This is a genomic window from Candidatus Minimicrobia sp. QA0096 (assembly GCF_963967315.1).
Classification (GTDB): Bacteria; Patescibacteriota; Saccharimonadia; order Saccharimonadales; family Saccharimonadaceae; genus Nanosynbacter.
The window spans coordinates 32,090-58,392 of the sequence record NZ_OZ017288.1 but is presented as its reverse complement, the minus strand read 5'-3'; the positions used below and the strand labels follow the sequence as shown (position 1 = coordinate 58,392).

19 protein-coding genes and 1 CRISPR repeat array are annotated in these 26,303 nt (G+C 43.0%); of the genes, 7 read left to right on the top strand and 12 right to left on the bottom strand.

Going from position 1 to position 26,303, the window contains the following annotated elements:
- The first annotated feature begins 28 nt into the window (after positions 1 to 28).
- From topA to AACH20_RS00260, 3 genes are all read left to right on the top strand, one after another.
- Complete coding sequence (gene topA, locus AACH20_RS00270) at positions 29 to 2,374, top strand: type I DNA topoisomerase (RefSeq protein WP_338503074.1); 2,346 nt, start codon at positions 29 to 31, stop codon at positions 2,372 to 2,374.
- A 200-nt stretch (positions 2,375 to 2,574) separates the two neighbouring features.
- Complete coding sequence (locus AACH20_RS00265; RefSeq protein ID WP_338503072.1) at positions 2,575 to 3,627, top strand: sigma factor-like helix-turn-helix DNA-binding protein; 1,053 nt, start codon at positions 2,575 to 2,577, stop codon at positions 3,625 to 3,627.
- Positions 3,628 to 3,671: 44 nt separating this feature from the next.
- Positions 3,672 to 6,320 (top strand): type IV secretion system DNA-binding domain-containing protein, encoded by a 2,649-nt coding sequence (locus AACH20_RS00260; protein WP_338503070.1) that lies wholly within the window; start codon positions 3,672 to 3,674, stop codon positions 6,318 to 6,320.
- A 3-nt stretch (positions 6,321 to 6,323) separates the two neighbouring features.
- Here the strand turns inward: AACH20_RS00260 and AACH20_RS00255 are convergent, their stop codons facing one another.
- The 4 genes from AACH20_RS00255 to AACH20_RS00240 all read right to left on the bottom strand — a co-directional run bounded on the left by AACH20_RS00255 (position 6,324) and on the right by AACH20_RS00240 (position 9,562).
- Positions 6,324 to 7,850 (bottom strand): polyamine aminopropyltransferase, encoded by a 1,527-nt coding sequence (locus AACH20_RS00255; RefSeq protein WP_338503068.1) that lies wholly within the window; start codon positions 7,848 to 7,850, stop codon positions 6,324 to 6,326.
- Positions 7,851 to 7,861: 11 nt separating this feature from the next.
- Entirely contained in the window at positions 7,862 to 8,548 is a 687-nt protein-coding gene (locus tag AACH20_RS00250; RefSeq protein ID WP_338503066.1) for a hypothetical protein, read from the bottom strand.
- A gap of 1 nt (position 8,549) precedes the next feature.
- Complete coding sequence (gene speD / locus AACH20_RS00245; RefSeq protein WP_338503064.1) at positions 8,550 to 8,894, bottom strand: adenosylmethionine decarboxylase; 345 nt, start codon at positions 8,892 to 8,894, stop codon at positions 8,550 to 8,552.
- Positions 8,895 to 9,154: 260 nt separating this feature from the next.
- The gene (locus AACH20_RS00240; RefSeq protein WP_338503062.1) at positions 9,155 to 9,562 is read right to left on the bottom strand and encodes a hypothetical protein; all 408 of its coding nucleotides are present in this window, start codon (positions 9,560 to 9,562) and stop codon (positions 9,155 to 9,157) included.
- Between the two features lie 355 nt (positions 9,563 to 9,917).
- Here AACH20_RS00240 and cas9 point away from each other — a divergent pair, with 355 nt between their 5' ends.
- The 4 genes from cas9 (at position 9,918) to AACH20_RS00220 (ending at position 16,692) form a co-directional block, all read left to right on the top strand.
- Positions 9,918 to 13,355, top strand: coding sequence for a type II CRISPR RNA-guided endonuclease Cas9 (gene cas9, locus AACH20_RS00235; protein WP_338503060.1), 3,438 nt, complete (start codon positions 9,918 to 9,920; stop codon positions 13,353 to 13,355).
- Positions 13,356 to 14,249 carry a type II CRISPR-associated endonuclease Cas1 gene (gene cas1 / locus AACH20_RS00230; protein ID WP_338503058.1) on the top strand — a complete coding sequence of 298 codons (894 nt, stop codon included), beginning with the start codon at positions 13,356 to 13,358 and terminating at the stop codon, positions 14,247 to 14,249.
- A 20-nt stretch (positions 14,250 to 14,269) separates the two neighbouring features.
- Complete coding sequence (gene cas2 / locus AACH20_RS00225) at positions 14,270 to 14,578, top strand: CRISPR-associated endonuclease Cas2 (protein WP_376787503.1); 309 nt, start codon at positions 14,270 to 14,272, stop codon at positions 14,576 to 14,578.
- A gap of 40 nt (positions 14,579 to 14,618) precedes the next feature.
- A CRISPR array of direct repeats spans positions 14,619 to 16,105; the repeat unit is 36 nt; unit sequence ATTATATCAATATCTAAATTGTTAGGGAACTATAAC.
- Between the two features lie 395 nt (positions 16,106 to 16,500).
- Complete coding sequence (locus tag AACH20_RS00220) at positions 16,501 to 16,692, top strand: Arc family DNA-binding protein (RefSeq protein ID WP_338503052.1); 192 nt, start codon at positions 16,501 to 16,503, stop codon at positions 16,690 to 16,692.
- A 961-nt stretch (positions 16,693 to 17,653) separates the two neighbouring features.
- Here AACH20_RS00220 and AACH20_RS00215 read toward each other — a convergent pair.
- The 8 genes from AACH20_RS00215 to AACH20_RS00180 all read right to left on the bottom strand — a co-directional run bounded on the left by AACH20_RS00215 (position 17,654) and on the right by AACH20_RS00180 (position 25,875).
- The gene (locus AACH20_RS00215; protein ID WP_338503049.1) at positions 17,654 to 18,568 is read right to left on the bottom strand and encodes a cell division protein FtsQ/DivIB; all 915 of its coding nucleotides are present in this window, start codon (positions 18,566 to 18,568) and stop codon (positions 17,654 to 17,656) included.
- Entirely contained in the window at positions 18,565 to 19,728 is a 1,164-nt protein-coding gene (locus AACH20_RS00210; protein ID WP_338503047.1) for a UDP-N-acetylglucosamine--N-acetylmuramyl-(pentapeptide) pyrophosphoryl-undecaprenol N-acetylglucosamine transferase, read from the bottom strand. The genes AACH20_RS00215 and AACH20_RS00210 overlap by 4 nt, the downstream gene beginning before the upstream one ends.
- Positions 19,661 to 20,953, bottom strand: a complete 1,293-nt coding sequence (locus AACH20_RS00205) for an FtsW/RodA/SpoVE family cell cycle protein (RefSeq protein ID WP_338503044.1) — start codon at positions 20,951 to 20,953, stop codon at positions 19,661 to 19,663. Before AACH20_RS00205 ends, AACH20_RS00210 begins: the two co-directional genes overlap by 68 nt.
- Positions 20,946 to 21,983, bottom strand: coding sequence for a phospho-N-acetylmuramoyl-pentapeptide-transferase (gene mraY, locus AACH20_RS00200; protein ID WP_338503042.1), 1,038 nt, complete (start codon positions 21,981 to 21,983; stop codon positions 20,946 to 20,948). Before mraY ends, AACH20_RS00205 begins: the two co-directional genes overlap by 8 nt.
- Before the next feature lie 2 nt (positions 21,984 to 21,985).
- Positions 21,986 to 23,731: a peptidoglycan D,D-transpeptidase FtsI family protein gene (locus AACH20_RS00195; RefSeq protein WP_338503040.1), complete on the bottom strand. Its 1,746-nt coding sequence runs from the start codon at positions 23,729 to 23,731 to the stop codon at positions 21,986 to 21,988.
- 21 nt (positions 23,732 to 23,752) lie between these two features.
- A complete protein-coding gene (locus AACH20_RS00190) occupies positions 23,753 to 24,094 on the bottom strand; it encodes a hypothetical protein (protein WP_338503038.1) in 342 nt (113 codons plus the stop codon).
- 199 nt (positions 24,095 to 24,293) lie between these two features.
- The gene (rsmH, locus tag AACH20_RS00185) at positions 24,294 to 25,214 is read right to left on the bottom strand and encodes a 16S rRNA (cytosine(1402)-N(4))-methyltransferase RsmH (protein WP_338503036.1); all 921 of its coding nucleotides are present in this window, start codon (positions 25,212 to 25,214) and stop codon (positions 24,294 to 24,296) included.
- A 292-nt stretch (positions 25,215 to 25,506) separates the two neighbouring features.
- Positions 25,507 to 25,875: a division/cell wall cluster transcriptional repressor MraZ gene (locus AACH20_RS00180; protein WP_052198792.1), complete on the bottom strand. Its 369-nt coding sequence runs from the start codon at positions 25,873 to 25,875 to the stop codon at positions 25,507 to 25,509.
- Positions 25,876 to 26,303: the final 428 nt, after the last annotated feature.

Genomic DNA, 26,303 nt, shown 5'->3' with positions numbered 1-26,303 from the left:
AGATAATGATTTGTTATAATATAAAGTTATGAAAAATCTCGTTATTGTCGAGTCACCAGCCAAAGCTAAAACCATCGAGAAATACCTCGGCAAGGATTTTCACGTCCTGTCCAGTGTGGGGCATATTCGCTCGATTGTTAAAAAGACGAAGGATGGAACGCCGCCGATTGACGTGGCTAACGATTTTTTCGCAATTTATGAAGTTGATCCTGAGAAAAAGAAAGTTATCACCGAACTAAAGAAAAATGTCAAGGCAGTTGGCAAGGAAAATGTTTGGCTTGCAACCGATGAAGACCGCGAAGGAGAGGCCATTGCTTGGCATTTATGTAAGGTGCTGGATCTTCCAATTGAAACAACCAAGCGAATCGTCTTCCACGAGATCACCAAAGACGCCATAACTAATGCAATTAAGAATCCGCGAACCGTGGATATGAATTTGGTTCAGGCGCAACAAGCCAGGCAAATCCTTGACCGACTGGTTGGTTTTGAGCTCAGCCCAGTCGTCTGGCAGAAAGTGCCGGGCGGCAAGTCGGCTGGCCGCGTTCAGAGCCCAGCAGTGCGATTACTAGTCGAGCGCGAACGAGAAATTATGAAGTTTGAGGGCAATTCTCAGTTCAAAGTTACTGCCATTTTTATTCACGACAATCAAGAATTCAAGGCCGAGCTTAATCAAAAATTCGATACAGAAGAAGCGGCGAACGAGTTCTTAAATAGTCTGAAACCCGCCGAATTTATTGTTAGCGATATCTCAAAAACTCCTGGGACCAGAAATCCAGCGGCACCATTTACCACGTCAACCCTGCAACAGGAAGCCAACGCTAAACTTGGCTTCAGCTCCAAAGCAACTATGGCCTCGGCGCAAAAATTATACCAAGACGGAAAAATCACCTATATGCGTACAGACTCTGTAAATTTGAGCGGTCAAGCCATCGCGGCGGCTACTGATTTTATCAAGCGTCTTTACGGTCCAGATTATTCAACGGTTCGCAAGTTTAAGACCAAATCCGCGTCCGCCCAAGAGGCTCACGAAGCCATTCGCCCGACGGACATCACTCTGGAAACCGCGTCTAATAATAGCTATGACCAGAAATTATACGACCTGATTCGACGTCGCACTTTAGCGTCGCAAATGTCGCCAGCGAAGCTAGAAAAGACAACTATCACAATTGACATCAAGGGTGAAAAATTACCAAAAAGCAAAAAGCCAGCTCAGTTTGAGGCGAAGGGCGAAGTTATTACGTTTGACGGATTTTTACGCGTTTACGGCGGCAATAAAGATGAGCTTCTACCGAAGTTACAGTCTGGCGATGAAGTCAATTCTCACGACATTACGGCTCGTCAAACATTTACACGACCGCCAGCTCGCTACACTGAAGGTTCGCTAGTCAAGAAACTGGAGGAGCTTGGAATCGGACGCCCATCCACATACGCCACAATTATCGACACCGTGCAGACTCGCGGCTACGTTGAAAAGGGCGACAGCGAAGGTCAACCGCGTGATGTGATTGTCCTGAACTATAACGGCGAGGAAGTTGGCCGAAGTATTGTCCAGGAAAAAACTGGCTCGACACGCGGCAAGCTTATTCCAACGCCAAGCGGCGAACTGATTGCCGATTTCCTGACGGATCATTTTACGCAAATTGTTGATTACGATTTTACCGCCAACGTTGAGACGGAATTTGACAAAATTGCCGGTGCTAATCTGGAAAAAAGCACAATGTTGCACGGATTTTACACACCTTTCCATAAATTAATCGAGCAATCTGGCGGGATCGACCGAAGTAAGGTCGGCGCTAATCGCGAAGTAGGAATTGACCCGAAGACGAATAAACCGATTATCGCAAGATTCGGTCGTTTCGGCCCAATGCTGCAACTTGGCGAAACTGACGGCGACGAAAAGCCACGTTTTGCACCGCTGCCAAAGGACGCGAAGATTGAAACGGTAACCTTAGAGCAAGCACTGGAAATGTTCAAGTTGCCACGCATCGTCGGACAAACAGAGGAAGGGCAAGATATTAAGGCGAATATTGGACGATTCGGTCCGTATATTCAAGTCGGCAAATTGTTCGTTTCCATTAAGCCAGAAGATCCTCACAGCATTACTTTAGAAAAGGCACGCGAACTTTACGCCGCCAAATTAGAAGCCGAAGCTGCTAAGAATATTGCCGAATTTCCAGATGGAATTAAGGTTCTTAATGGTCGATTCGGTCCGTATATCACCAACGGCGCTAAAAATGTCAAAATCCCTAAAGACACGGATCCGAAAACTATTACTCACGAAAAAGCTCTGGAGCTATTAAACGCCACAACAGCGAAGCCAACTCGCAAACGCGTAGTTAAAAAAGCCGCCAAAACATCCGCTAAAAAGAAATAGCGTTTTTATACTATCCAATAATTCCGAATAATAAAAACTCTTCATATAATCTATTGCAAAAAACGTAAAATAAATGCTATAATTTATATCAGCAATTATGGCATTTACCTATTGACTTTTGTCAAATGCAATTGTATAATTAAAAACATATTTTCAATCAATATAACCTGTGGTGAGGCAGAGAGGATGTTTCTAGCAACATGAGCGAGACAGCAAAAACCGAGCAAAGCGCCAAATTAAATTCTGTCGTCGATACTATTATTTCTAAGATTCCGCAAGAGCGCGAGAAGGAGATTATTTCTCGACGATTTGGTTTGTATGACCGAAAAGAAACGTTAGAGTTAATTGGCGATATGTTCGGCATTACTCGCGAGCGCGTTCGTCAGCTAGAAAAAGCAATCTTAACACGTCTACGTGCAGCTGTCGCCGAGGGAGAACTTCCTTCGGTTATTGCTATGGAAAAAGAAATTACTTCGAGTTTGTCTGAGATGGGACGAGTTGCGCGTATGCAGGATTTGGCGTCGCATTTCCTCGGTAAAGAAGCTACTGCAATTGACCGCGCTCGTGTGGCGTTTATTTCTGAGCTAGCAGAAAACATCACGATTGTTACAGAGAATGACGATTATTACCAAGCAGCAGCTATCGACACTCTCGGCAACGAAAAGCAAATTAGAGCAAGGGTCGAGGAAGTTGTAAAGACCATCAAAAAACACGGCGAACCTATTACCGCGGAAGAATTGCACAAAAAATTGAACTATGAACATCCTTCAAACATTGCAGCCTTGGCTACCGTTAGTAAAAAATTGGCCAGCTTAAACGATCAGTGGGGACTAGCCAAATGGCCAGCCGTTAACCCAAAGAACATTCGCGATAAAATCTACGTTGTTTTGGACACAAATGGCTCACCGATGCATTTTTCCGACATTGCTAAGGGAATTCGGGACAGCGAATTTAACCGCCGAAGCGTCACGACGCAGGCAATTCACAATGAACTTATTAAAGACAAGCGCTTTGTTCTAATCGGTCGCGGTATTTACGCGCTTGCCAGCTGGGGCTACAGCCGCGGAACTGTAGCAGATATCATTACCGATATTTTGAAAAATTCCGAAACTCCGCTTCACCGTGATGAAATCGTTCGTCAAGTCCTCGACAAACGACAAGTCAAGGAAACCACCATTCTATTAAACCTTCAATCAAAGCCGCAATTCAAACGCGTCGCTAAAGCCACATACGTTTTTGAAGAAGCCGCTTAAGCTAAGTTGCAAACTTCTTTCAGAGGTGAGATAATTTACACATAATGCAGATTATTTCTTGGATCATCAGCACATTATTACAATGGTATATTTGGATGCCAATCGTGGCAGTCCTGATGTTTTTGACGTGGCGGAATTATCGGAAGATCGAAGATTTCACCCCAGTTGAGAGCGTACTTTTAGTCCTGGAAATCCCACGCACAAATGACAAGCAAGAGCTTGCCGCCGAACAGTTATTCGCTTCACTGCACGGAATTCTTCGCGACAATAAAGAATTGCGATTATCTGGCGGGCACCAAGAGCACATCAGCTTTGAAATCGCCTCAGTCAATGGGCAAATTCGCTTTTACGTTTGGGTACCAAAAACCCTGCAGAGCTTTGTCGAAGGACAGATTTATTCTCAATACCCAACCGTTCAAATTCACCAAGCCGACGAAGATTATACCGAGCATGAGCGCGACCACGAAGTTGCTTACTCGACAGAATTAACATTAACCACAGACGAATTTCTCCCGATTCGCACCTTCCAAAACTTCGAGGTCGACCCGCTGGCGGGCATTACGGGTACGCTGGCAAAACTGGAAACCACCGGTGAAGAATTGTGGATTCAGGTGCTAGTCAGACCAATCCCAGATGACTGGCAAAACGCTGCAGATCGATATATAAATAGTATAAAAAACGGACGAATGTTCTCCTTGCCAGGATTCGGCGGCAGTATGCAGTGGCTAATCGGTGTACTTGGCGCATTATGGCAGCCACCAGAGCAGGGAGCAAATCAATCGACAGCCGTTGAGCTGTCAGACCGCGATAAAACTCGCATTTCTGAAGCAGAGAAAAAGGCAACCAAGCTCGGCTATGAAGTGAAGATTCGCTTAGTTTATATGGGCGAAAGTCAGACAAACGCCAAACTTCGCATGCAGGCGCTTGTCGGTACATTTAAGCAGTTCAATTCAACCAATCTCAACGGATTTCACGCCGTCAAGGGTGCGTTTGGCAAAGAATTTATTGATAAATATCGCAAGCGTTCGTTCATCGGCGACGGGTTCATCTTAAATATAGAAGAGCTGGCGTCAGTTTTTCATTTGCCACACACCAACGTTGAAACGCCAAATATAGTTTGGGCGAGCTCCAAAACCGCAGAACCGCCGTCCAAATTGCCAGTCTTAACCGGCGAAGATGTCAACGATGACCAAATTTCTGCCTTTGGCGTCACCAACTTCCGCGGCATCAGCCACCAATTTGGCATGTTGCGCTATGACCGCTCACGCCACGTTTACATAATAGGACAAACGGGCGCCGGAAAAAGCGGACTATTAGAACTCTTCGCCTTAAGCGACATTTTCCATAATCAAGGATATGCCATCATCGACCCGCACGGCGACTTCGCAATAAACAACATGAAATTTATCCCTGGCAGCCGATTGAACGACGTGATCTATTTTAATCCAGCCGACACCGCGTATCCTCTGGGATTCAACCCACTGGAAGTCACGAACCCGAACCAAAAAACCAACATCTCATCAGAAATCATTGGCGTTTTGAAGCGTATTTTCGGCGATTCGTGGGGCCCGCGACTTGAGTATATTTTGCGATATACAATTCTAGCTTTGCTGGACCGACCGGAAGCGACGATGCTTGACATTACTCGCATGCTAACAGATAAGGAATTCCGAAAAGAAACGCTGACTTATTGCCAAGACACCGTGGTTTTGCAATTCTGGAATGTTGAATTTGCCAGCTGGAATGACAAGTTTGTCGCCGAGGCAATTGCGCCAGTCTTAAATAAAGTCGGGGCTTTCACCGCCAATCCAATCATCCGCAACATCATCGGGCAGCCAAAATCCACGTTCAATATTCGCCAGATTATGGACGAAGGAAAGATTCTAATTGTCAATCTGTCCAAAGGTCTTATCGGTGAAGATAATGCCGCCATCCTCGGTTCGTTTTTGGTCACAAAAATCCAGCTTGCCGCCATGTCTCGAAGCGACATTCCTGACGTCCGCGACCGCCGCCCATTCTATCTTTATGTCGACGAGTTCCAGAACTTCGCCACCGATTCGTTTGCAACCATTTTATCCGAGGCTCGAAAATATGGCCTTAACTTGACCGTTGCCAATCAGTACATTTCCCAGATGAGCGACACGGTTCGCGATGCGGTTTTTGGAAACGTCGGCACTATGATTTCTTTCCGAGTTTCTGCTGACGATGCACCCATCCTTGCTAAGCAATTCGAGCCAAACTTCGAAGCGATCGACCTGCTTCAAATGCACAATCGTAATTTCGTTGTTAATATGGTTATTGGTGGTGAAAAAACTCCGGCGTTTTCTGCCCGCACATTGGAACTTCCGCCAAGCCAAGCAGACAACACGCCGCACATTATTGAACATTCGCGTCGCATGTATTCGCGAAATAGGGAAGATGTCGAGAAAGAAATTGATGCTGCAATAAAGCCTGTTCGCAACCAAAAAAAGCAACCAGCCAAACCTCAACCACAACCTGTAAACAACGCTCCAGCGGTCAATAGCCAACCGGAAAAGCAGCAACCCGCAGCAAACGATGGCGAAGTTGTTTTGCAAATTCGCGGCAATGATAATACACCTACAGAAACTGCAATCAACACAGTTACACCGCTAGCTTCAGCAACGCCAAAAAGACGACGTCGCCGACGAAAAAAGAGCACTGCCGCCGCCTAAAAACTATTCGTATCGCCACTGACGCATATCGGAATTGTAAACGTCGGTGATTCGCGGAGAAACCAACGTAGAAGTCGGTCCAGACGGCACCGATACGGCGTTTTGTTTAGTCAGGAAGGTGAGCAATTTCTGGTTTTGATATCGTAGGTTTTTCGGCAATGGCTGGCTAGCCACGACCTCGGCTTGCGGCGCAGACAACACAAAACCCCACTCGCCAAATGACGGCACATTGACAGAAAACGCCGTCACATATCGCTCTGGATGAGATGATTTGACGGTGTTTGCCACCATATAAAAAGCATGTGGAGAGAAAAATGAAGACGTCGCTTGCGTCACCATAACGCCACGCTCCGTTAAAATATTACCAATTTGACGATATAATTGCTCGGAATACAACTTGGCTAATTTTTCATTCGACGGATCCACCAAATCAATCAACACAACATCATATTTATCTGAGGTAGAGAAGGCGAATTGGAAAGCGTCTTGATTGACAATGGAAACGCGCGGATCATGCAACGAGCGCTGATTTATATCGGTGAGAAGATGATTAGTTTTCGCCAGATTGGTCATCACCTCATCGATATCAACCAACGTAATATGCTCAACGCTGGGATATTTCAAAACGTCCCGAGCCAGCAAACCATCGCCGCCGCCCATAATCAGCACGCGCTTCGGATTAGCAACCGAAGATAAGGCAGAAGCAGATAGCGTTTCGTGATAACGCGCCTCGTCAAGACTAGAGAACTGCAAATTACGATTCAAAAACAGCCTGGTGTCATTTTTATATCTCGTCAGCACAATTTTCTGATAAGGCGTCTGCTGCTGCCACATCACCGGATCCTTATATGTTCGCTTGTCAATTCCATGTTCAATTTCTGTCGCAAAAATGAAAAACCCCAAAAGCAACATTGTTGCAATAACGCTAATTGTCATAATAATTTTCGAAGCCTTCATTTGCTTAAGAATCAGAACCGCAACGCCAATATTCAGTGCCGCCACCAGATACGCGCTACGCATTAAACCAAGATACGGAAGCATAACGAGCGGGAATAATAGCGACGCAATTAATGCCCCAAAATAATCAAGCGCTAAAATCTTACTAAACAATTTCACCGAAGACTTGCGCCCGAACTCCTGAAACATCTTCATTAAAAGCGGAATTTCCAGCCCGATACAAATACCAATTGCCAGACTTATGATAGCAAAAATTAGCCAATGCGAACGCGTAAAAACGAATCCCAAATACATCAGCATCACCGAATTTCCACCAATTAGCCCCAGAATAATTTCGTTCGTTGCGAAGCTGGTCGCTGGATGAAGCTTGATGTAATTGACCAGCAATGAGCCAATTCCCATACCGAACAACGTCACGCCAGTTGCCAGACTAAAACTCAAAATCGAATCGCCCACCAGATATGACGCAGCTGCGCCTAAAATCAGCTCGTAAATAATTCCGCCAATTGCTACTAAAATTGCCGCCGCAAATAAAGCAACTTGCTCCCGTTTTTTCGTACTTGATCGTGACATTATAACTCCTTTTATTTGCCAAGCCCGCCGCTACTGCCGCCGTAAACACTGCGCGATCCGCCGTGACCTCCGCCTTTGCTACTGTCGGAATTGTTGTCAAAGATGAACGCAAACAAAATAATGGCGATAAATATGGTAATGACTATAATCGTCGTCCAGTCAATCGGCTTAATGGTCCTGCCGAACATTTCCTTCTGTTCTTTGTCGCTCAATTGAACCTTGCGATAGGCATCATATTCGCGATTGTTATACTTCTCAATCGTGATCAACTGACGGTTTTTTGGCGCGCCAGTATCCCTCAAAGTAGCGTACGCCATCAGTTCTTTCGGGAAAACTTGATACGTGTTTTTGCCCTTGATGTTCATAATTTCACCAATTCCAACCTCGTCAACCACCACAACGTGATCCTTGCCATCCTGCTCGGAAACGGTGAATGATTGACCCTTTTTCAATTGCGTTGGATCAATTGTCTGAGTGAAACGAATTGGCTCATACAGAGAAACGGTTTGATCGCTGTGATCATATTCCACCCAGCTATCATAATCAGCCAGCCCAGTAATCTCCCACTCTTCCCAGTAGTAAAATCGCTTATCTTTCTTATCCCATTCGCGAAAAAGCAAACAGCCAACAACTCGTAAATTAGTTTTCTTTCCAGTCAATATTTGGTTGATTTTAAGTCGCGCCTTGGTTCGTTTCATATTACAATGCCATTTCTTCCATACTTATGTTTTTCGCATCCAACATACGTGCGACCAACTCTTTTATTTGTTGCAATTTATCATCATCCAGCATTTTACAAGTTGTCATCGCTATATACGCCACGCCGCTTTCTGGCCACGTATGAATCGCGATGTGCGACTCCGACAAAAGCAGGGCGGCGCTGATTCCTTGCGGAGAAAATTGATGCATCACCGATTCCAGATGATGTAAGCCAGCCAATTCCGTAACATTTCTTAACATTTTCTGCAGCTCATCCGCGTCATTAAGCAAAGCAGAATCAACTTCGCTCACTTTTATGGTTATAGATTGGACCGCGGCATGCATATTATAGTAATTATATCACCTCTGGAGCGTCGGGAGTAAAGGTGAAACGTGGCTCTTAGGGAATATCGGTATTTAGATTGTTGGGGCATTATAACCAAATAATACAGAAAAAATCCCCGAATCCCATTACCGGGATTTAAGTGGGGATTCTTCTGGAAGCATCCCCTCAGAGGATGAACCTCTTAAAGGGAGGGGATATTAATAACTCCACTATAGCAAACAATCCTCAAGATATCAATGATTAATAGCCTGTAAATTTCTTAGAAGACAGACAACAGGGCGAGATACTCTTTATGAAGGTAATGTGCGAAGCCAAGAAAAAAAGCCGCCCAGGTGACCTTAATGGTGCGCCCCGTGGACAAGCCGAACGGGGACTGGACGACTTTTCTAATGGAAGTATAGTATAAGAAGCCCAGAATGTCAATGATAAGAAGGAGAAATAAAAAATCTCTCCCAACAACGAGAAGAGATTTCGAGAGCTTCGGATGGGGGCGCAAATGTTGTTCCATCATCCACCAATAGCGATAGCTATGTCGGCGGCGCGCCAGTTTCCGCCGGTCGAAGCCCTGATGGTGCCAATATAGCACAAGAAGTCCAGAATACCAATGATGAGAATGATCACACCACAACAAGAAAATCCCCCATGGAGCCAGCAGGGACGAGCCCATCAACTGAGTTACACCATCTAGGGGATTCTGCTCGTAATATAGCACAAGAATCCCAGAATGTCGACGGCGGTGGTAACCGTGCTAGTGCCGCTCAGTTGGCAGAATATGACCAAAATAATACTTGCGCGATAGCATTGATTGGAGTACACTGTAGTTACAGTCCCTTAAGTAAGGATTGTATCAATATCTAAGTTGTTTTAGGTTTCTATAATAATTTAGTAGAAATACTAAAGCAAAGCTCTAATCCGTTCACTCGTTGAGCGGATTATCTTTTTTATGAGTAAAGTATTTACGCTTTCAAATATTCTATTTTGGTTGTATAATTGCATTAAATTATCTCACAAAAAGGACCATCATGACTCAAAAATATTCATATTCACCAAAAAAATATTCACTAGGTCTAGACATTGGGACATCTTCAATCGGCTGGGCAGTATTAGACTTAGATAAAGAGCGCATCCATGATTTAGGGGTGCGCATTTTTGAAAAACCAGAAGATCCACAAAACGGAGATTCGCTTGCCAAACCTCGCCGCGACGCACGGTCAGCTCGCCGTCGCTTAAAACGGCGACGTCAACGTTTGAATAATTTGAAGCAATTCTTTATTGACCAAAATATTCTCACCAGAGATCGAATCGAAGAAGTCTTAAGTGACAAATCCGAATTTAACAAATTAGACGTATATGCTCTGCGTTCAAAAGCGCTCACCGAGGAATTATCCCCAGAAGAGCTGCTCAAGGTCATGTACCAAATCGCCAAACGACGTGGATTTAAGTCGAATCGTAAAGTTGAGGAAGAGTCGGAAAAAGAAGGCGGTCGCATATCAAAAGCCTTGAAAACTAATGAAAAGTTCCTCGCCGAGAATGAATATAAAACCGTCGGCGAAGCTCTGAGTCGCGATGAAAACTTTGCGTCACATAAACGCAATAAGCGTGACGATTACACTAATAGTTTTTCTCGTGGTGATTTTTTGCACGAATTAGAAAAGATCATTGAGGTCCAGAAAAGATATGCCTTAAAAAACGTTTCCGATACAGCGATCAATGAAATGCTTTACGGCTTGGACGATGACAAAAATGTCGTAAATATATCAGCAATTATGTACCAGCGCCCATTTATGACTGAAGAGCTGATTAAAAAAATGGTCGGGAACTGTACTTTTGAAGAAAATGAAAAACGAGCACCAAGAGCTAGCTACAGCTTCGAAATTTTTCGCTTGGCAAGCGACTTATCACATCTGGTATTCATACCTCGCGACGCCAGCAAGCGCCAGGCAAAGCGAGAAAATCTAGAGATAAGATTATCTTCAGAGCAGATAAATAAAGTTATCGAAGCCGCCAGAAACCAAAAAAGCCTAACGTATAAAAAAGTGCGTAGCATTGCGGGAATTAGTGAAGATTACGTTCCAAAATATACGCACGGAAAGAAAAAGGACGGCGATGAATTCGGAGAGGGAAATACATTCGGCGGTTTAAAAGCCTACTATGATATTAAAACAGCACTAAAAAATCTACCAGAAGATTGGGCGAAAATTGACAACGAATCAACGATCAATCAAATCGCTTATATTCTCACTACACAAAAATCTGACGAAGGAATTAAAGCCGAATTAAATGCATTGCCAATTTCTGATGACGCCAGAAACGCAATTATCAAAATTAAAGCTACTAATTTTGGGTCATTCTGCCATCTGTCGATAAAAGCTTTGCAAAAAATCACACCGCATATTCTTAATGGTATGACTTACGATAAAGCCTGTGAGGCCGCTGGTTATGACTTCAAGAAACAATCAGCTAGTCTAGAGCAAATCACCAATCCCGTCGTAAAACGTGCCATATCGCAAACACTGAAGGTCGTTCGCGCCATTGAACGCAAATACGGTAAACCTTACTTTATTAAAGTTGAAACTGCTCGTGACTTGGCAAAAAATTTCAAAGAACGCAACGCAATTAAAAAAGAAAATGAAGAGAATCAAGGATATAACGAAGACATTAAATCTATAATCGCTGATGGATATGAAGCATCGCCAAAAACCAAGGGCGGCAAGCAACTTCTCAGCCACCTAAAAGAACTTAGCGTACCACTGAATAAAAACGCCGATTTTAACGGTCAGCAAATTATTAAGGTTAAGCTCTATCGTGAGCAAAACGGTATTTGTCCATATTCTGGAAAACCAATCGATTTCGACACGATGTTACAAGACGACAATGCATATCAGATAGACCACATCGTACCATTTTCACGCTCTAATAATGACGGGATAACTAATAAAGTGCTAGTACTAACAGAAGAAAACCAGAAAAAGAGCAATAAAACTCCATTTGAATATTTTGGCGCAGATGAAAACCGCTGGAAGGAGTTTGTCGCCAGAGTAGAGTCGATATATAAGACACGCGATATTAAAACGGACGATAAGGCCACAAATGCCATCAATTACAAATATAACGGCTACGCAATGAAGAAGAAGCAAAATCTGCTTCTGCAGGATTATAAGAACGACAGCTGGAATGTGCGTGCCTTAAACGATACTAGATACATCACACGATTTATTCAGAATTATTTACGCCAAAATGTTGACTTTGCAGAAGGTGAAGAAAAACAGCGCGTAATTGCACCAAGCGGAACAACGACAGCATATCTACGCAAGCGTTGGGGTCTGGCTAAAGATCGTAGCGAGGACGTTCTACATCACGCCAAAGATGCAGCAGTTGTAGCGGCAATTGACCAAAAGATTATAATGCAAGCTAACTTGCACGCCAAGCGCCACGAAATCAAAGAACTGCTTGCAGCTGCCAAAACGATGGAAGAAAAAACTGATAAACTCACTGGAGAAATCATCGATGAAGATGAGTTTAATAAAGCTCAGCGTCGTAAAAATGCAATGCTTGTGCTATCTTCGAAACATTTTCCTCAGCCGTGGGATGACTTCGGCAAAGAAGTTATGAAGCGAACCCTTAATGTCGATATCAAGACTCTGCAAAATGAGTTGCGAGGTCTTGATAACTACGACGAAGAGTTTCGATTGAGCGTAAAACCAATTTTTGTCTCACGTATGCCACGCCGTAAAGCGACTGGTTCGGCACATAAAGAAACAATTCGCTCACCAAAAGTTAAAGACGGCGATCAACGAACCGTAAGAGTGCCGCTCAAAAAAGTTAAACGCAAGGATGTCGAAAATTCCACGCTTAAAGAATCAGATAAATGGCTATATAAAAAATTACTTGAAAGACTGGACGCTTGCGATGACAATCCCGAAAAAGCGTTCGCTGAACCCATATATAAAAACGACAAGAAGACTGATAAAAACGGCAATAAGCTGTCTCCAGTCTCAACTATCAAAGTATATTCGACACAACCAAGCGGATTTTATATCAACGACGATAAGGCATTTGTTAACAACGGATCTATGGTGCGACTTGATGTATATCAAAAGCCGAACAAGAAAGGCAAGATTGAACACTTCTTCGCGCCAGTTTACGCCCACCAAGTTGGAAAAAATAAGCCCGCACCAACAAAAATACTGCCAGTGCCAAAAGGATTTACTGATGTAGATGAGACATTCACTAAAGTTTGCTCGTTATATCCGAATGATTATGTAAGGTGTTATTTCGGTAATAATATCGAGGAGGGTTACTACACAGCCTATGACATTGATAGTGGGCGAATAACCGTCATAAACGCCAGTTCTCCAAGCAAAGAAGGAACAAACCGCCGTCGCATCTCACCACGCTCCGCAAATCTCATCGAGCGCTACGACATCTCTATACTAGGCGATAACTACAGGTGGCTATAAATGGCTTGGCGCGTCGTAGCTATCGAAAATCCTGCGCGGCTTAGCGTGCGTGATAATCAACTAGTAATTGCACAGGAAATGGAATCGACTCTTCCAATTGAAGATATTGACGCCTTAATTTTAGACAATTACGGATCAACTATCACGACAAATTTGCTGACAGCATTAGCTACAAAAGGAACAACCACTGTAATATGCGACGAAAAGCATTTACCTGCCAGCGTACTTCTACCATATTCACAACATTCGCGCCAAGCCAAAGTTTCGCGTCAACAATTGTCCATGAGCCAACCATTAAAAAAGCAACTATGGCAACAAATTATTATCAGTAAAATCACAAATCAAGCAGACGTCTTGCGATCTCGCGGGCTAGACGATTCCACTTTGCGGTCTTTAGCTAACGATGTTAAATCGGGCGACACCAGCAATCGCGAGTCAATTGCCGCCAGAATCTATTTCGACCAAATACTGGGCGACGCCACACGCCGCAAGCCAATCTGGCACAATGCCGCATTAAACTATGGCTACGCTATGGTGCGAAGTCACATTGCCAGACATATTGCTGCTCGCGGACTAGTTGCCTCACAGGGGCTATTTCACCACAATGAGCTTAACAGCTTTAACCTGGCTGACGATCTAATTGAGCCGTACCGTGCCGCTGTCGATTTATATATCTTAGAAAAAGTTGCGCCACTTCATGTCGGCGACCGCGATGCCAGCCTCACTAAGCATGATCGCCAACTTATTATTGACATATTAAATTATTATGTTATAATGAACGGTAAGAAGTTTACCGTGAGACATTCGGTTGAGCGAACAGTTGAGAGCTTTATTGAATGTATAGAGACAAAGGAGGCAGATAAGCTTCTTCTACCAAAAATCGTCCTCCAGTAAAAGGGATGTCATACAAACTTATGAGGGTCGCAGTATTCTTTGATTTGCCGACCAATACCAAAACAGAGCGCAAGGCCACCGCACAGTTCCGTAAATTCTTATTGGATGATGGCTTTGACATGCTTCAATACAGCATATATACACGGCTATGTCCAAATCGTGACGTTGCAGAAAAACATATGATGCGAATTAAGAGGCACGCCCCGGACAGCGGCTCGGTGCGATTGCTTTATTTAACAGAGCATCAATTTACACACATGCACGTTATTGTTGGCGAAAAAACCACCCAAGAAAAGTCCGTTCCAGCTGGGCAATTAGCATTTTTCTAACCAAAAATCCCCCTCGTAACAGAGGGGGATTTAAGGAAGTATTATATCAATATCTAAATTGTTAGGGAACTATAACCGAGTAAAGACGAACGCGTGTGTAAGTTTTATTATATCAATATCTAAATTGTTAGGGAACTATAACGTAGCAATGACTATTTTATATACGAAAAAAATTATATCAATATCTAAATTGTTAGGGAACTATAACCAGGCTGACGGCGTTTACCTCGCCTCACAGATTATATCAATATCTAAATTGTTAGGGAACTATAACTAAGGCGTTTGCTGTTGTAAAGGCGGCGTAATTATATCAATATCTAAATTGTTAGGGAACTATAACCCTTATCAATGATAGTGGCGTGATGGGTAAATTATATCAATATCTAAATTGTTAGGGAACTATAACGCTTTTCAAATATGCAATATCTTGATGACGATTATATCAATATCTAAATTGTTAGGGAACTATAACCGAACCTGGTGACGGGATCTTAATAGCACCATTATATCAATATCTAAATTGTTAGGGAACTATAACCTCTCGTGCCTTTTTGAGATACACATCCAAATTATATCAATATCTAAATTGTTAGGGAACTATAACTTCATAGTGCTATTTGTGTTAGCTATCATAATTATATCAATATCTAAATTGTTAGGGAACTATAACTTCATAGTGCTATTTGTGTTAGCTATCATAATTATATCAATATCTAAATTGTTAGGGAACTATAACCTTTCGTCGCACAGTATAGACTTTACGACTATTATATCAATATCTAAATTGTTAGGGAACTATAACTTACTCAGAAAGAATATGTATTCGATTCTGATTATATCAATATCTAAATTGTTAGGGAACTATAACCTAGTGGATCGATTATCTTGATTGACCAACATTATATCAATATCTAAATTGTTAGGGAACTATAACAAGGAGGCATATGATTATAGAGATTTCTGAATTATATCAATATCTAAATTGTTAGGGAACTATAACAAGGAGGCATATGATTATAGAGATTTCTGAATTATATCAATATCTAAATTGTTAGGGAACTATAACTATATTTTCCGCTACGAGCGGTAACGTACCATTATATCAATATCTAAATTGTTAGGGAACTATAACTAAACACGTAGCCTAACAGAGAGGGGCGTAATTATATCAATATCTAAATTGTTAGGGAACTATAACCCTTTATCGCAACAACGTAACGAACGCGACATTATATCAATATCTAAATTGTTAGGGAACTATAACAGAGCCTCCTTAGCAACTGATGACTCTATAATTATATCAATATCTAAATTGTTAGGGAACTATAACCGCACTGCTTATATAAAGGCTGATGGTGAAATTATATCAATATCTAAATTGTTAGGGAACTATAACATCCATTTTCACTGCATGATTAGCGGATTTATTATATCAATATCTAAATTGTTAGGGAACTATAACGCTGGTGTTCTTCCCCCGTCCGGCGTAATATTATATCAATATCTAAATTGTTAGGGAACTATAACCAAAGACACCCGGGTCTGGTCTCGGAAAGCGGTACGCCTTATTTTATTGTATATTTAAGCATATTGCGGAATCTAAAAAATAGTGATAAACTGCAAACGCATGGTTTAAACATCCATGTGGCCTTTCCGCCCTCTGAAAATGGGGGCGGGTTTTATTTATGTACGGCGACGCCATATGGTAAATTATCATTTTCAGGATAAATTTTACATAAAATGCATGCAAAATGATTACATTATGAGTGCAACTTTGCTATAATAGAAGCACTCAGGCGAGGCACATTAACAATTAGAGGATACGCCATATTATAATGAATCGCAAACCCAAAGAGATAATAAAAATATAAACTTAACGCCTCGCTTGGCGCTAAGGTATCCTCATAAAAAAGGAGGCGAATATGCCAATAGTAAATCAAATTGTAAAAAAGAATGGAAAGATTATCAAGTCTAAGGTTGAGATATCTACGCCAGTTTATAATGTACGAATTAAGCAGGAAGTGTATGAACGCTTAGTTGTGCTAGCCGCAGAGAACGGTCGCAGCATAACTGGTGAGATAAACTACCGCCTTGAGCAATCGCTTAAAAAGTAGTATTATGGCTGGGCGATTGTTGTAATTTGCAGTCGTTGTTGTATAGGCACCTCAAAAATGAGGTGCCTTTTTTGATAAGGCACATTTTACCAACAATCAAAATAAGGCAGGGGTATGCCCCTACTGCGATTTAAGGCGGGCGAATGGAACAGTGAAATAATTAAGCACAGAATCACCCAAGCTCTTTCACAAAATTAGCAATTAAAAAACAATAGAACAAAATACGAACTAATTATTAGTCATTTTTAAGCATATATAAAGACGAATCCGGCTGAGTATTTATATTGATAAATTTTGCGTGATACAAACATAAATTATAAATCCGAGCCAATGCAGATAAACCAACATACAACATAAAACACACTAAGCCAGCAAATAGGGCGATTTATAAAACGATAAACGACAAGTAGGTTGATTTGGTGAAAATGAGATAAATTTATCGCGAAGAAAGACGATGGAATAGTCGTGTTTTAGATATAGTTTTAATGTCGCACAATGTACCTTTTACGTAATAATAAATGTCATACAAAGGTGAATATACATATGTCTCTATATATCCGATAACACCTTATAAAACGAACTTTTTCCAGTAATTTGACTAGGGGATTCTCTATTGTATACAACTTCATAAAACATGCTGTCTTTTATAAAAATATACACCAACAAAATACGAACTTAAAAAAAATATTTTTAATTCCAGCACTACACATACTGGAGTGCTACATTGATATTTTTACATCAATATAAACTCTGAGTATGCGCGCCGTAAGCTCGTTAAGTTTTCCACAACGTATTTTATATTATTTGACATTTTTATATTTTTATTGCCCTACTCCCCTAGCTTATCATTTTGTAATTATTTGACTTTTGCATATTTTTATATTGTTGTATATATTCTCTACGTCATACAGAAATAGAACAAAAAGAGAACTTACTCTATCCAGAAGAGAAGTTGATCGCCCTACTTATAGAACGACCTCTGATCTACCCTGACGTCTATATACCCTGGCTTCGCGCCGTTATTATCCAAATAATTCAAAGTAGCTATCACCTGTTTAACCTGAGCTTGAGCAGACCTATCCACCGTCATACGGATCTGAGTTTCCCTGCCCTCGACCTTAAACCAAACTTGGCGTACAGTATTAGCTGGCAGAATAACCTCTGAAACATTCATTTTATGTTGCGAAAATTCAGACACAGCTTGACCAAGAAAGCTCAAGAATTGACGATTGATAACTTCTTGACCACCTCTAGTCGGCAGGCCACTCTCATCACGAACAGCAACCGTAGGCGCGGCAAAATAATTCTGCTCAAAAGTAACACCGCTATCATCAACAAAATAAATCTTATCCCCGGAAGACCACTGAGCCACAGGCTGCCTAAACGTCAACTTAACGGCTGATCGCGCTAGAAAATCTCCCTCCACGCGAATATTTTTTACCTCAGGAGCTTTCTGTAAAAAGAATTGCTTTAGGTCATTATTATTGAGGAAGAACCGAAACCTCTCCGCTGGATGAGCGCTGTAATATTCATTAAGAACGCCCACGTATTTATTAGCGCTACTGGAACTCTTTGCGTCGGGAGTTTGGATTGAAATATTGATTGTCAATTGAAACAAAAGAAATATCACAATAAGCAGACTTACCGCAGTCGCAAACATTTTCCGCATTACACGGCGACGTTTTTTCACCAATTCATGAGTCTCGAGTCTTTCAGAAGTCTCCAAAGGAGAGGATGTTTGGCGACTATTAAGCGTCCTGTTCCGACGATATGATTGGGCGGGCAAATTCTCGTAATTCTCAGTTCGACGACGCGCCGCGATTTCTCGACGACTTAGATTCTCGTCCGATTTTTTCTTAGAGAAGGGGAATTTCACTTTCGCCTACCCTGCCTTCGCACTGTAGTAAGAATAATCTTCGCCATATCTTTAGCCGCGTTTGGCTTGGCAAATTTACCGAAGTTATCACCCAGACCTTTAAGAATTTTCTGAGATTTTAATACGCCAATTATTTTTCGTGCCAAGATTTGGTTGTCCTTATCCAACTCGTCTTCGGAGACGATCAACGCCGCCAACGCATCTTGATAAACCTTAGCATTCTTCAATTGATGCCCGCCTGTCAAATGGCCGTTAGGGATGATGATTGTCGGTTTATGTAGCGCCGCCAATTCCAAAAGAGTGGTTGCCCCTGCCCTGGTCACGACTATATCCGCCGCCGCCAAAACTTCCGCCATTCCGTTGTGAACAAACGCCTGCAATCGCCAGCCCTCCCGCTCGTCGGTTTGCTTGAGAATTTCTTCATATTGCTGATTTCCTGATATCAAAAATACCGAAGCCTCAGAAAGCAGGTTTTCCCTAATTGCTACAATCGCGGAATTAATTCGCCCGGCTCCGAGTCCACCGCCAGTAATAACAACTAGCGGTTTATTGACGTTAAAGCCTAATTTTTCCTTCAGTTCTTTCCTCTCAGCCTCAGAATATGGATGGAATTCTGGCGCAACTGGAATGCCAACATATGAAGCTTTTTCCGGTGGATAATTGTAATATTCAAGCGGCGCGCCCGTGCCGATAGCTTTCGCGAAGGGACTCAACAAGCGATTCGTCAAACCTGGATGCGCGTCAGAATCATGCAAAACCAACGGAATTCTTAATAGCCGAGCCGCATAGCCAACTGGCAAACAAACATATCCGCCCTTGATGAAAATAACATCTGGACGCCACTTCATAAGCTTAAATAAACTCTGGAAAAATCCAACCACCACCTTAAAACCGTCGCGCAAATTTGGAAATAAAATCGACGGATGTAGATGAAATGAGATACTTTTTCCGTGATATCGGCGTAATTTTCCAGCAATAATCAAATCGACCGGAATATTCTCGTCGAACTTAGCAAAAATCCCGCGTGCGCTGGCGCCAAATTTTTTATCGCACCAAAAACGAAGCTCGTGATCACCAGTTTTCTGTAATTCTCTAAATACGGCTACCACTGGCGTAACGTGTCCGCCTGAGCCGCCGCCGACCGCTAAGATCTTGGCCACTTTCACCCTCCTCTAATGCTTTATGTGACGTATATTTGGAAATTTGGAAAACTAAACCCAGCGCTGCCGCGATAAACAACATGCTTGTGCCACCATAACTTAATAACGGCAATGGAATTCCAGTAAGCGGCGCCAGCCCTGTCATTGCGGCGATATTCAGTATCACGTGAGAAGCAATCCAGCCAAAAATTCCCGCCACAATTAACCGCAACGTCACGTTTGGAAGTCTCGCGGCTACGTGCAAAATTGACAATAATAATGCTGTAAATAGCGCCAATATAGCCATTAAGCCAACAAAACCAAACGTTTCTCCCATGACGGCAAAAATTGAGTCGTTAGTCGCTTCTGGAAGATATCCTGTCGCCTGAACGCTTTTACCAATTCCAAGCCCCAGAAGCCCGCCAGAACCAATCGCAATCCTGGCCTGCTGAATGTGATAATTCTTGTTCTCCTGACTGCTCGTCCCTTTGTGGTTATCGCCTTGCACGAAAGTCATCACGCGCTCAATTCGGTGCGGCGATGTAAAAATCATCACCAAACCACAAAGTGCAACGATTGCCAGAATCTTCTTGAAAATCTTCCAATCAATTCCAGCCACTAAAATCATTGATAAGATAATCGCTATCAACGAAATTCCTGTTCCCAAGTCTTTTTGCAAAAACACAATCATCAGCAGCGACAAGCCGGAAATAATGCCCAGCGGAATAATAGTTTCTTGGATGTCGTTTAATTTTCCCTGTTGCGACCGACGCCCTAAAAATCCCGCCAAAAACAATAGCACACCATATTTGAGCAATTCTGACGGCTGGAAACTTCCTAATACGCCCAATTGAAACCATCGATACGCACCGTTAGTTTCTTGCGCAAACGACAAATGAAGTACCGCGCCCGAGAGAAATAGTAAAATACATAGCGCAAATCCAGCGTAAAGAATGTATTTTGATCTCTCGCCAATAAACCATTTGTACGGCGTAAAATAAAACGCAGAAAAAGCCACGACAGCAATAAACACACTCGTCAGCTGCTTACCAAAGAAATACGTATCGCTATAATTCGTGCCGTAAGCATAATTCATCACATTAGCGCGTTGCGGCCCCAGCGCATACATAACAATCAGCCCAAGTAGCAGCAAAAGTCCCATATAAAGCACAATCTGATACATCGGTCGATGACTTCGAACCGGCTGAGCGATAGATTGACGATTTTTGGCGACCGAATTACGCAATATGACCTCCAGCGAGCGCCAGCATCACGCCAATAAATGCCATCACGCAGCCAATGACCCAGAAGCGCATCGTCACTTTAGTTTCTGGCCAACCAATCGCCTCCAAGTGATGATGAATCGGCGCGGATAAGAAAATCTTTCTCTTAAACAGCTTCTTACTGACGATTTGAGTCAAGCTTGATCCCGCCTCAATTACAAATAGTAAGCCAATCACAGGAAGTAGGAGCAAAGAGTCGGTCAGCATTGCCACAACGCCCAAACACGCGCCATAAGCGAAACTCCCAACATCGCCCATGAAGAATCGAGCTGGATAAATATTGAACCACAAATAGCTCAAAAGCACACCAACAACCGTAAAGCAGAATCCCGCCAATATAACATGTTGTTGCAATAAGGCAATCACACCAAATGCTCCAAAGCTAATACCAAGCAGCCCACCCGCCAGTCCATCCATCCCGTCAGAAATATTAACAGCGTTGCCGGTAGCCACCACCGCAAATGCGAACAAAGGAACTATCAACCAACCAATATTCACCTCGCCCACAAACGGCACGTGAAAACTCGTCACGCCCAGTTTGGCAAAGAAAAACCAACCAAGCACCACGCCAATCAACGTAATCAGCGCAAACTTCACTGGACTACGAAGCCCAGCCGCGCCGCCGCCCAAACCGCGTAGATTGATGATATCGTCAATTAGCCCAACAATTCCGCCACCAACCAACGCCGCCAAAGGAAGCCAGGTCTGCGCTCGGTCTAAATTAAAGAAAATCGTCACCACAAAGATTGAAATTACGCCAATCACTCCAGCCATCGTCGGGATGTTTCGACGCAATTTTGCCGCTTGGAATTTGGCAAAAATCTTTAGCTTTTTCCCGTCAGTGCTTTCCGACCTTTGGCGCTTCCAGAAGCGATATCGATAAGCGAAAAACGTATAAATTGGCGTTAAAAACATCGCTAGTAAAAACGCGCCGACGCTCAGTAAAAACACGTGCGTCAATTCATTGGTCATTGTTTGTAAAGCTATTCCCATATTTATTCCTTTGGTGCTATTTTCATATAATCAATCATCCAGTTGGATATATCTGTAAAAATTGGTCCGGCATGGAGATTTCCCTGTAAGTTAATCCCTCTTCCCGGAGCCGCTACACGTACCATTATGACATATTCGGCACCATTTTTTCCACCGCCATAACCAATATATGTAGCAATCGTTTCCTTTTGAGTGTAAGCACCATTGACCACTGTTTCAGAAGTACCAGTTTTTCCGCCGATTTCATAACCAGACTTGTCGCTCTTTGACAAGAATAAAGATCGGCGCGCTGTCGTTAACATTGTTCGCATCTGCGATGACGTGCCGCCACTTACGGTTTGGCGAATAACTTTATTTTCCGACGATTTCAGATTGCCAGATTCGTCAATTGTGCCAACGAGAATAGTTGGCTTGTAATATTGACCGCCGTTAACTAGCGACGAAAATCCAGCCGCGACTTGAACCATAGTCAAGTTCATACTCTGCCCGTAAGTCATAGCTGAATAGCGAACCTCATTTCCTTCAGCACTATCCGGCGGGTAAATATAACCCGAAGCCTCGCCCAGCTCAATTCCAGTTTTAGCCCCAAAGCCAAATTTATCGTGATAATATTCATACAAAGTCTGGCGAGCCGGCAAATTAATCTGCGAACCATTTCCTAATTTTCGAATTGCGGTAATCGTACCAACGTTGAGCGAATTGTTAAACGCACCTTGAATCGTCATTGTGCCACTCAAACCTCTCAGGACGTTACACATCGTGCGGTCAGCGACTTTAATACAATCGGTATTATTATACGTGCTGGACGGAGTAATAACACCCTTGTCAATTGCCGTAGCGAAGCTAAAAGACTTGATAATCGAACCCGGCTCAAACGGCACCATCGACGCGCTATCCACAAACACCGACCCATTTTTCTGCTTGGCAAAATCCGCCGGATTATAAGTCGGATAATTCGCCATTGCCAAAACTTGACCGTTTTTCGGATTCATAACAATCACGCTTCCCTCGGTGGCGCCAGCTGCTTCGACTCCCTTTTTCAACGCCAATTCAGTCTGGCTTTGAATGTTCCTGTCCACCGTCAGCGCTAAATTATCGCCAGGCTTCGCCTCGATTCGCATATTATTTTTTCCAACCGTCAAAGGTATATTCCTCACGTCAGTTACAGATTGCAATAGCCCGTCCCGACCTTTAAGCTGCTTATTCAGAGAGCCTTCGACGCCATATTGACCTTCGCCAGCCGCGTTCACAAATCCAAGCACGTGCGCGCCCAGTTCGCCCTCAGGATAATTTCGAATAGAACTTTGCTGATACAACACGCCCGCAAAGTTTTTCTTTTTCAATTTTTCCGCTTGAGTCCTGGTAATATTTTTCGCCAAAACTTCATAGCGCGACTTTTTATTATTGAGCCGTTCAGATACATTTTCTGTCATTTCGCCGCCAGCAATTTCCCTCAAACTATCAACAAGCTGGCTCCGCTCTTTATCGTCAATCGACTGCGGGTCCGCAATCACCGTATAGACCGCCTGATTAAGCACCACTGGAACTGGCGTTTTTCCGTCCATCATGTAAATTTTCCCGCGCTCCGCAGGAATGATAAATTGACGCTGCTGACTTGCCCGTGCTAATTCCGTATATTTGCCATATTGCAAAATCTGCAATTGAAATAATCGCAACACAAAAGCTGCCATCACTACTAGTAAAGCGATGGCCAACCAACCAGTTCTTGAACGAATAAGCCGCTGCATATTGCTTATCTTATTATATCACTATTGAGCGTAATGCGTTTCAGCTGTCGTCATAGCTGAAGCGACATTGCTATTCTTCACCTTCTCTAACGCCGTCAAGCGTGCATTCTGCACTTCCAATTCTGACTTTTTTGCGCTTAGTTCGGTGATTTTTGTATCCAGACTCTGAGCTTCATAGCCGTAAGCTGTAAGTCTGGTTGCCTGAGTAAGATAAATCAAGCCCAGTACTGTAATCATCAATGCAACTAGCACTGTATGAGCAACAGGACCAAGTTTGACCTGAGACTGAAAACGTGTAGAATTCTGATTTCGGCGTAATTGACCGTGTGAACGTCGTGAAGTAAATGTGGTGGTGTTTGTCATTTGTCTCTATCTTTTATGTTTATATTTGTATTTAACATAACAAACCAGCCCGCCCGTTAAAGACAGGCTGGTTTTTCTAAGGTATATTCCGGAATACGCTTTAGTTTAGCCGCGGCGTACTGAAACAGCCTCTGCCTTGTCTGTATTCTGGAATTCTACTTTGATGTGGATTGGCATAATAGCCCCCCTTCTTTTTGTTTTATTTTTTCACGGCGTATCGAAACTTCGCACTTCGACTACGCGGATTGTGAACATCTTCAGTTCCAGACACCGGTTTTTTCTCTGGAACAATCAGCTCAGCCTCATAGCCAGCCATTGCTTGCTCCGAAAAGTAACGCTTGATCAATCTGTCTTCCAAGCTATGAAAACTAATTATTCCCACTCGCCCGCCCTTATTAAGTAAGCGTGGCAAAAGCGGTAATAGTTCTTCAATCAGCTTAAGTTCGCGATTGACTTCAATGCGTAGCGCCTGAAAGGTACGAGTCGCAGGATGATGCTTCATGCTACCGCGACCAACGGTTTGCTTGATCAGATCAGCCAGCTCAGTCGTTCCCTGAATTGGTCGAGCTTTTACAATTGCCTGCGCAATTCGCCTGGCCCGCCCGGGATTTTCTTCGCCGTAATGAATAATCAGCTGCGTCAAATCGTCAACCGAATACGAATTGATAATATCCGCTGCTGTGATTTCCGTCCGATTGTCCATCCGCATATCTAGCGGACCATCAAATCTGAACGAAAAACCTCTCTCTGCTCTGTCAAGCTGCGGTGACGACACCCCCAAATCAGCCAAAATCACGTCAAACTTACGCCCCTGCTTGACCAAATCTTGCGCCGCGCTCACAAAATCTTTGTGAATTAAAGTTACGCCTTTTTCAGCCAAATCACCCAATGTTTTAATCGCGTTTTCGTCGCGATCTACTAACACTGAGTTCAAGTAATTATCCGTCCTATTTAAGAATGCCCTGGCATGACCGCCATAGCCAGCCGTCAAGTCGAGATACGACTCGCCTTCGACTGGCTGCAGCTTGCTAAGGGTTATCTCCAAAAGTACGGGAACATGAATCGGTTCGCTCGCTTGGAGTTCTTCCGACTGTGGTGGATGTTCTTTAATACTCATCATTATTCCATTATACAGAAATAATGCTCGAGATCACCTAACTGGATATTTAATTCTGGCTTTTTTGTATTTGTGTTTTGTTTGTTTTTGTTGTCTTAGAGTGGAAATTTGTTGATTGTCAGTAACAACCATGTTTTCCAAAGAGACTTATGTGTGAGGTGGAGTTTTTTTGGGAGGTGTTTGAGGAAGGTGCGTTGCCTTTTTTAATGTGGAGCAAATTGCCACATGCCATTTTCAAATACCCAGATAGTTGATCTCGAGAGGTTTCTAATTGTTAAAGTGCTTAGCTAATCTACTATTCCGCATTCTCAGCCGCTATTAGCCGAAAATATTCCCCCGCTCGCACAGCAACGACTTCTCTGTCAATTCCAGCGTAGTCGAGCAAATGCTGCTCAATCGTCACTCGTCCTTGTTTTTGGTCGAGCGCCGATGCGGTTTTACCTCGTCGGAATTTAACGTTCAGGTCGGCAACTCGCTCATCCAGAATACTTCCCGTTAGAGCGCTTTCCACTTCCCGATCCCAGATTTGCTGTGGATATAAGTGGAGATATTTACCAAACCCGCGAGTTAGCACGACGCCTGATGCAAATTCTGCCCTGAGCTCAGCCGGAATTGTCAAGCGTCGCTTGTCGTCCAACTTACGCTCAAAGTAATCTGTCTGCACGTCGTCCTTCCTTCGTGGTAGATTAGTTGTTTTTTGTAGTGGATGTTTGTTTTTTGTTGGTGATTTTCCATCAACTTTCGTTCCACTGACTCCACTATACTACCCACACCTACCCACTTGCAAGCCCTTTTTATGACTTTTTACCCATTTTTATGTCAAATAAAAACTTTTCCACATTTTTGTGGAAAAGTCTAGTGTTGGGTTGATGTAAGTCTACGCTATTTAATAGTTTTGAGCAATGGATTAGCACTTAAAGTTATTTTAGACCAGCCTACAGTTGAAAGGCAAACTAGTATACGCTTTTAACAATAAAAAGAACACCGGCGAACCGCTCAAGTAAGGCGATTTAGCTCCGGTGGTTCTTAGCGTCAGTATAGTAAATAATCCTCAATAAATCAATAGCGATAAACTCCAGCACTCTATTCAAT

Bases quoted from the DNA above. Each gene is read 5' to 3' on its own strand.
- cas1 (WP_338503058.1), top strand. From the start codon at position 13,356: ATGGCTTGGCGCGTCGTAGCTATCGAAAATCCTGCGCGGCTTAGCGTG.
- AACH20_RS00250 (WP_338503066.1), bottom strand. From the start codon at position 8,548: ATGAAACGAACCAAGGCGCGACTTAAAATCAACCAAATATTGACTGGA.
- cas9 (WP_338503060.1), top strand. From the start codon at position 9,918: ATGACTCAAAAATATTCATATTCACCAAAAAAATATTCACTAGGTCTA.
- speD (WP_338503064.1), bottom strand. From the start codon at position 8,894: ATGCATGCCGCGGTCCAATCTATAACCATAAAAGTGAGCGAAGTTGAT.
- AACH20_RS00240 (WP_338503062.1), bottom strand. From the start codon at position 9,562: ATGGGCTCGTCCCTGCTGGCTCCATGGGGGATTTTCTTGTTGTGGTGT.
- AACH20_RS00265 (WP_338503072.1), top strand. From the start codon at position 2,575: ATGAGCGAGACAGCAAAAACCGAGCAAAGCGCCAAATTAAATTCTGTC.
- cas2 (WP_376787503.1), top strand. From the start codon at position 14,270: ATGAGGGTCGCAGTATTCTTTGATTTGCCGACCAATACCAAAACAGAG.
- AACH20_RS00255 (WP_338503068.1), bottom strand. From the start codon at position 7,850: ATGTCACGATCAAGTACGAAAAAACGGGAGCAAGTTGCTTTATTTGCG.
- AACH20_RS00220 (WP_338503052.1), top strand. From the start codon at position 16,501: ATGCCAATAGTAAATCAAATTGTAAAAAAGAATGGAAAGATTATCAAG.
- mraY (WP_338503042.1), bottom strand. From the start codon at position 21,983: ATGGGAATAGCTTTACAAACAATGACCAATGAATTGACGCACGTGTTT.
- rsmH (WP_338503036.1), bottom strand. From the start codon at position 25,214: ATGATGAGTATTAAAGAACATCCACCACAGTCGGAAGAACTCCAAGCG.
- AACH20_RS00190 (WP_338503038.1), bottom strand. From the start codon at position 24,094: ATGACAAACACCACCACATTTACTTCACGACGTTCACACGGTCAATTA.
- AACH20_RS00195 (WP_338503040.1), bottom strand. From the start codon at position 23,731: ATGCAGCGGCTTATTCGTTCAAGAACTGGTTGGTTGGCCATCGCTTTA.
- AACH20_RS00260 (WP_338503070.1), top strand. From the start codon at position 3,672: ATGCAGATTATTTCTTGGATCATCAGCACATTATTACAATGGTATATT.
- topA (WP_338503074.1), top strand. From the start codon at position 29: ATGAAAAATCTCGTTATTGTCGAGTCACCAGCCAAAGCTAAAACCATC.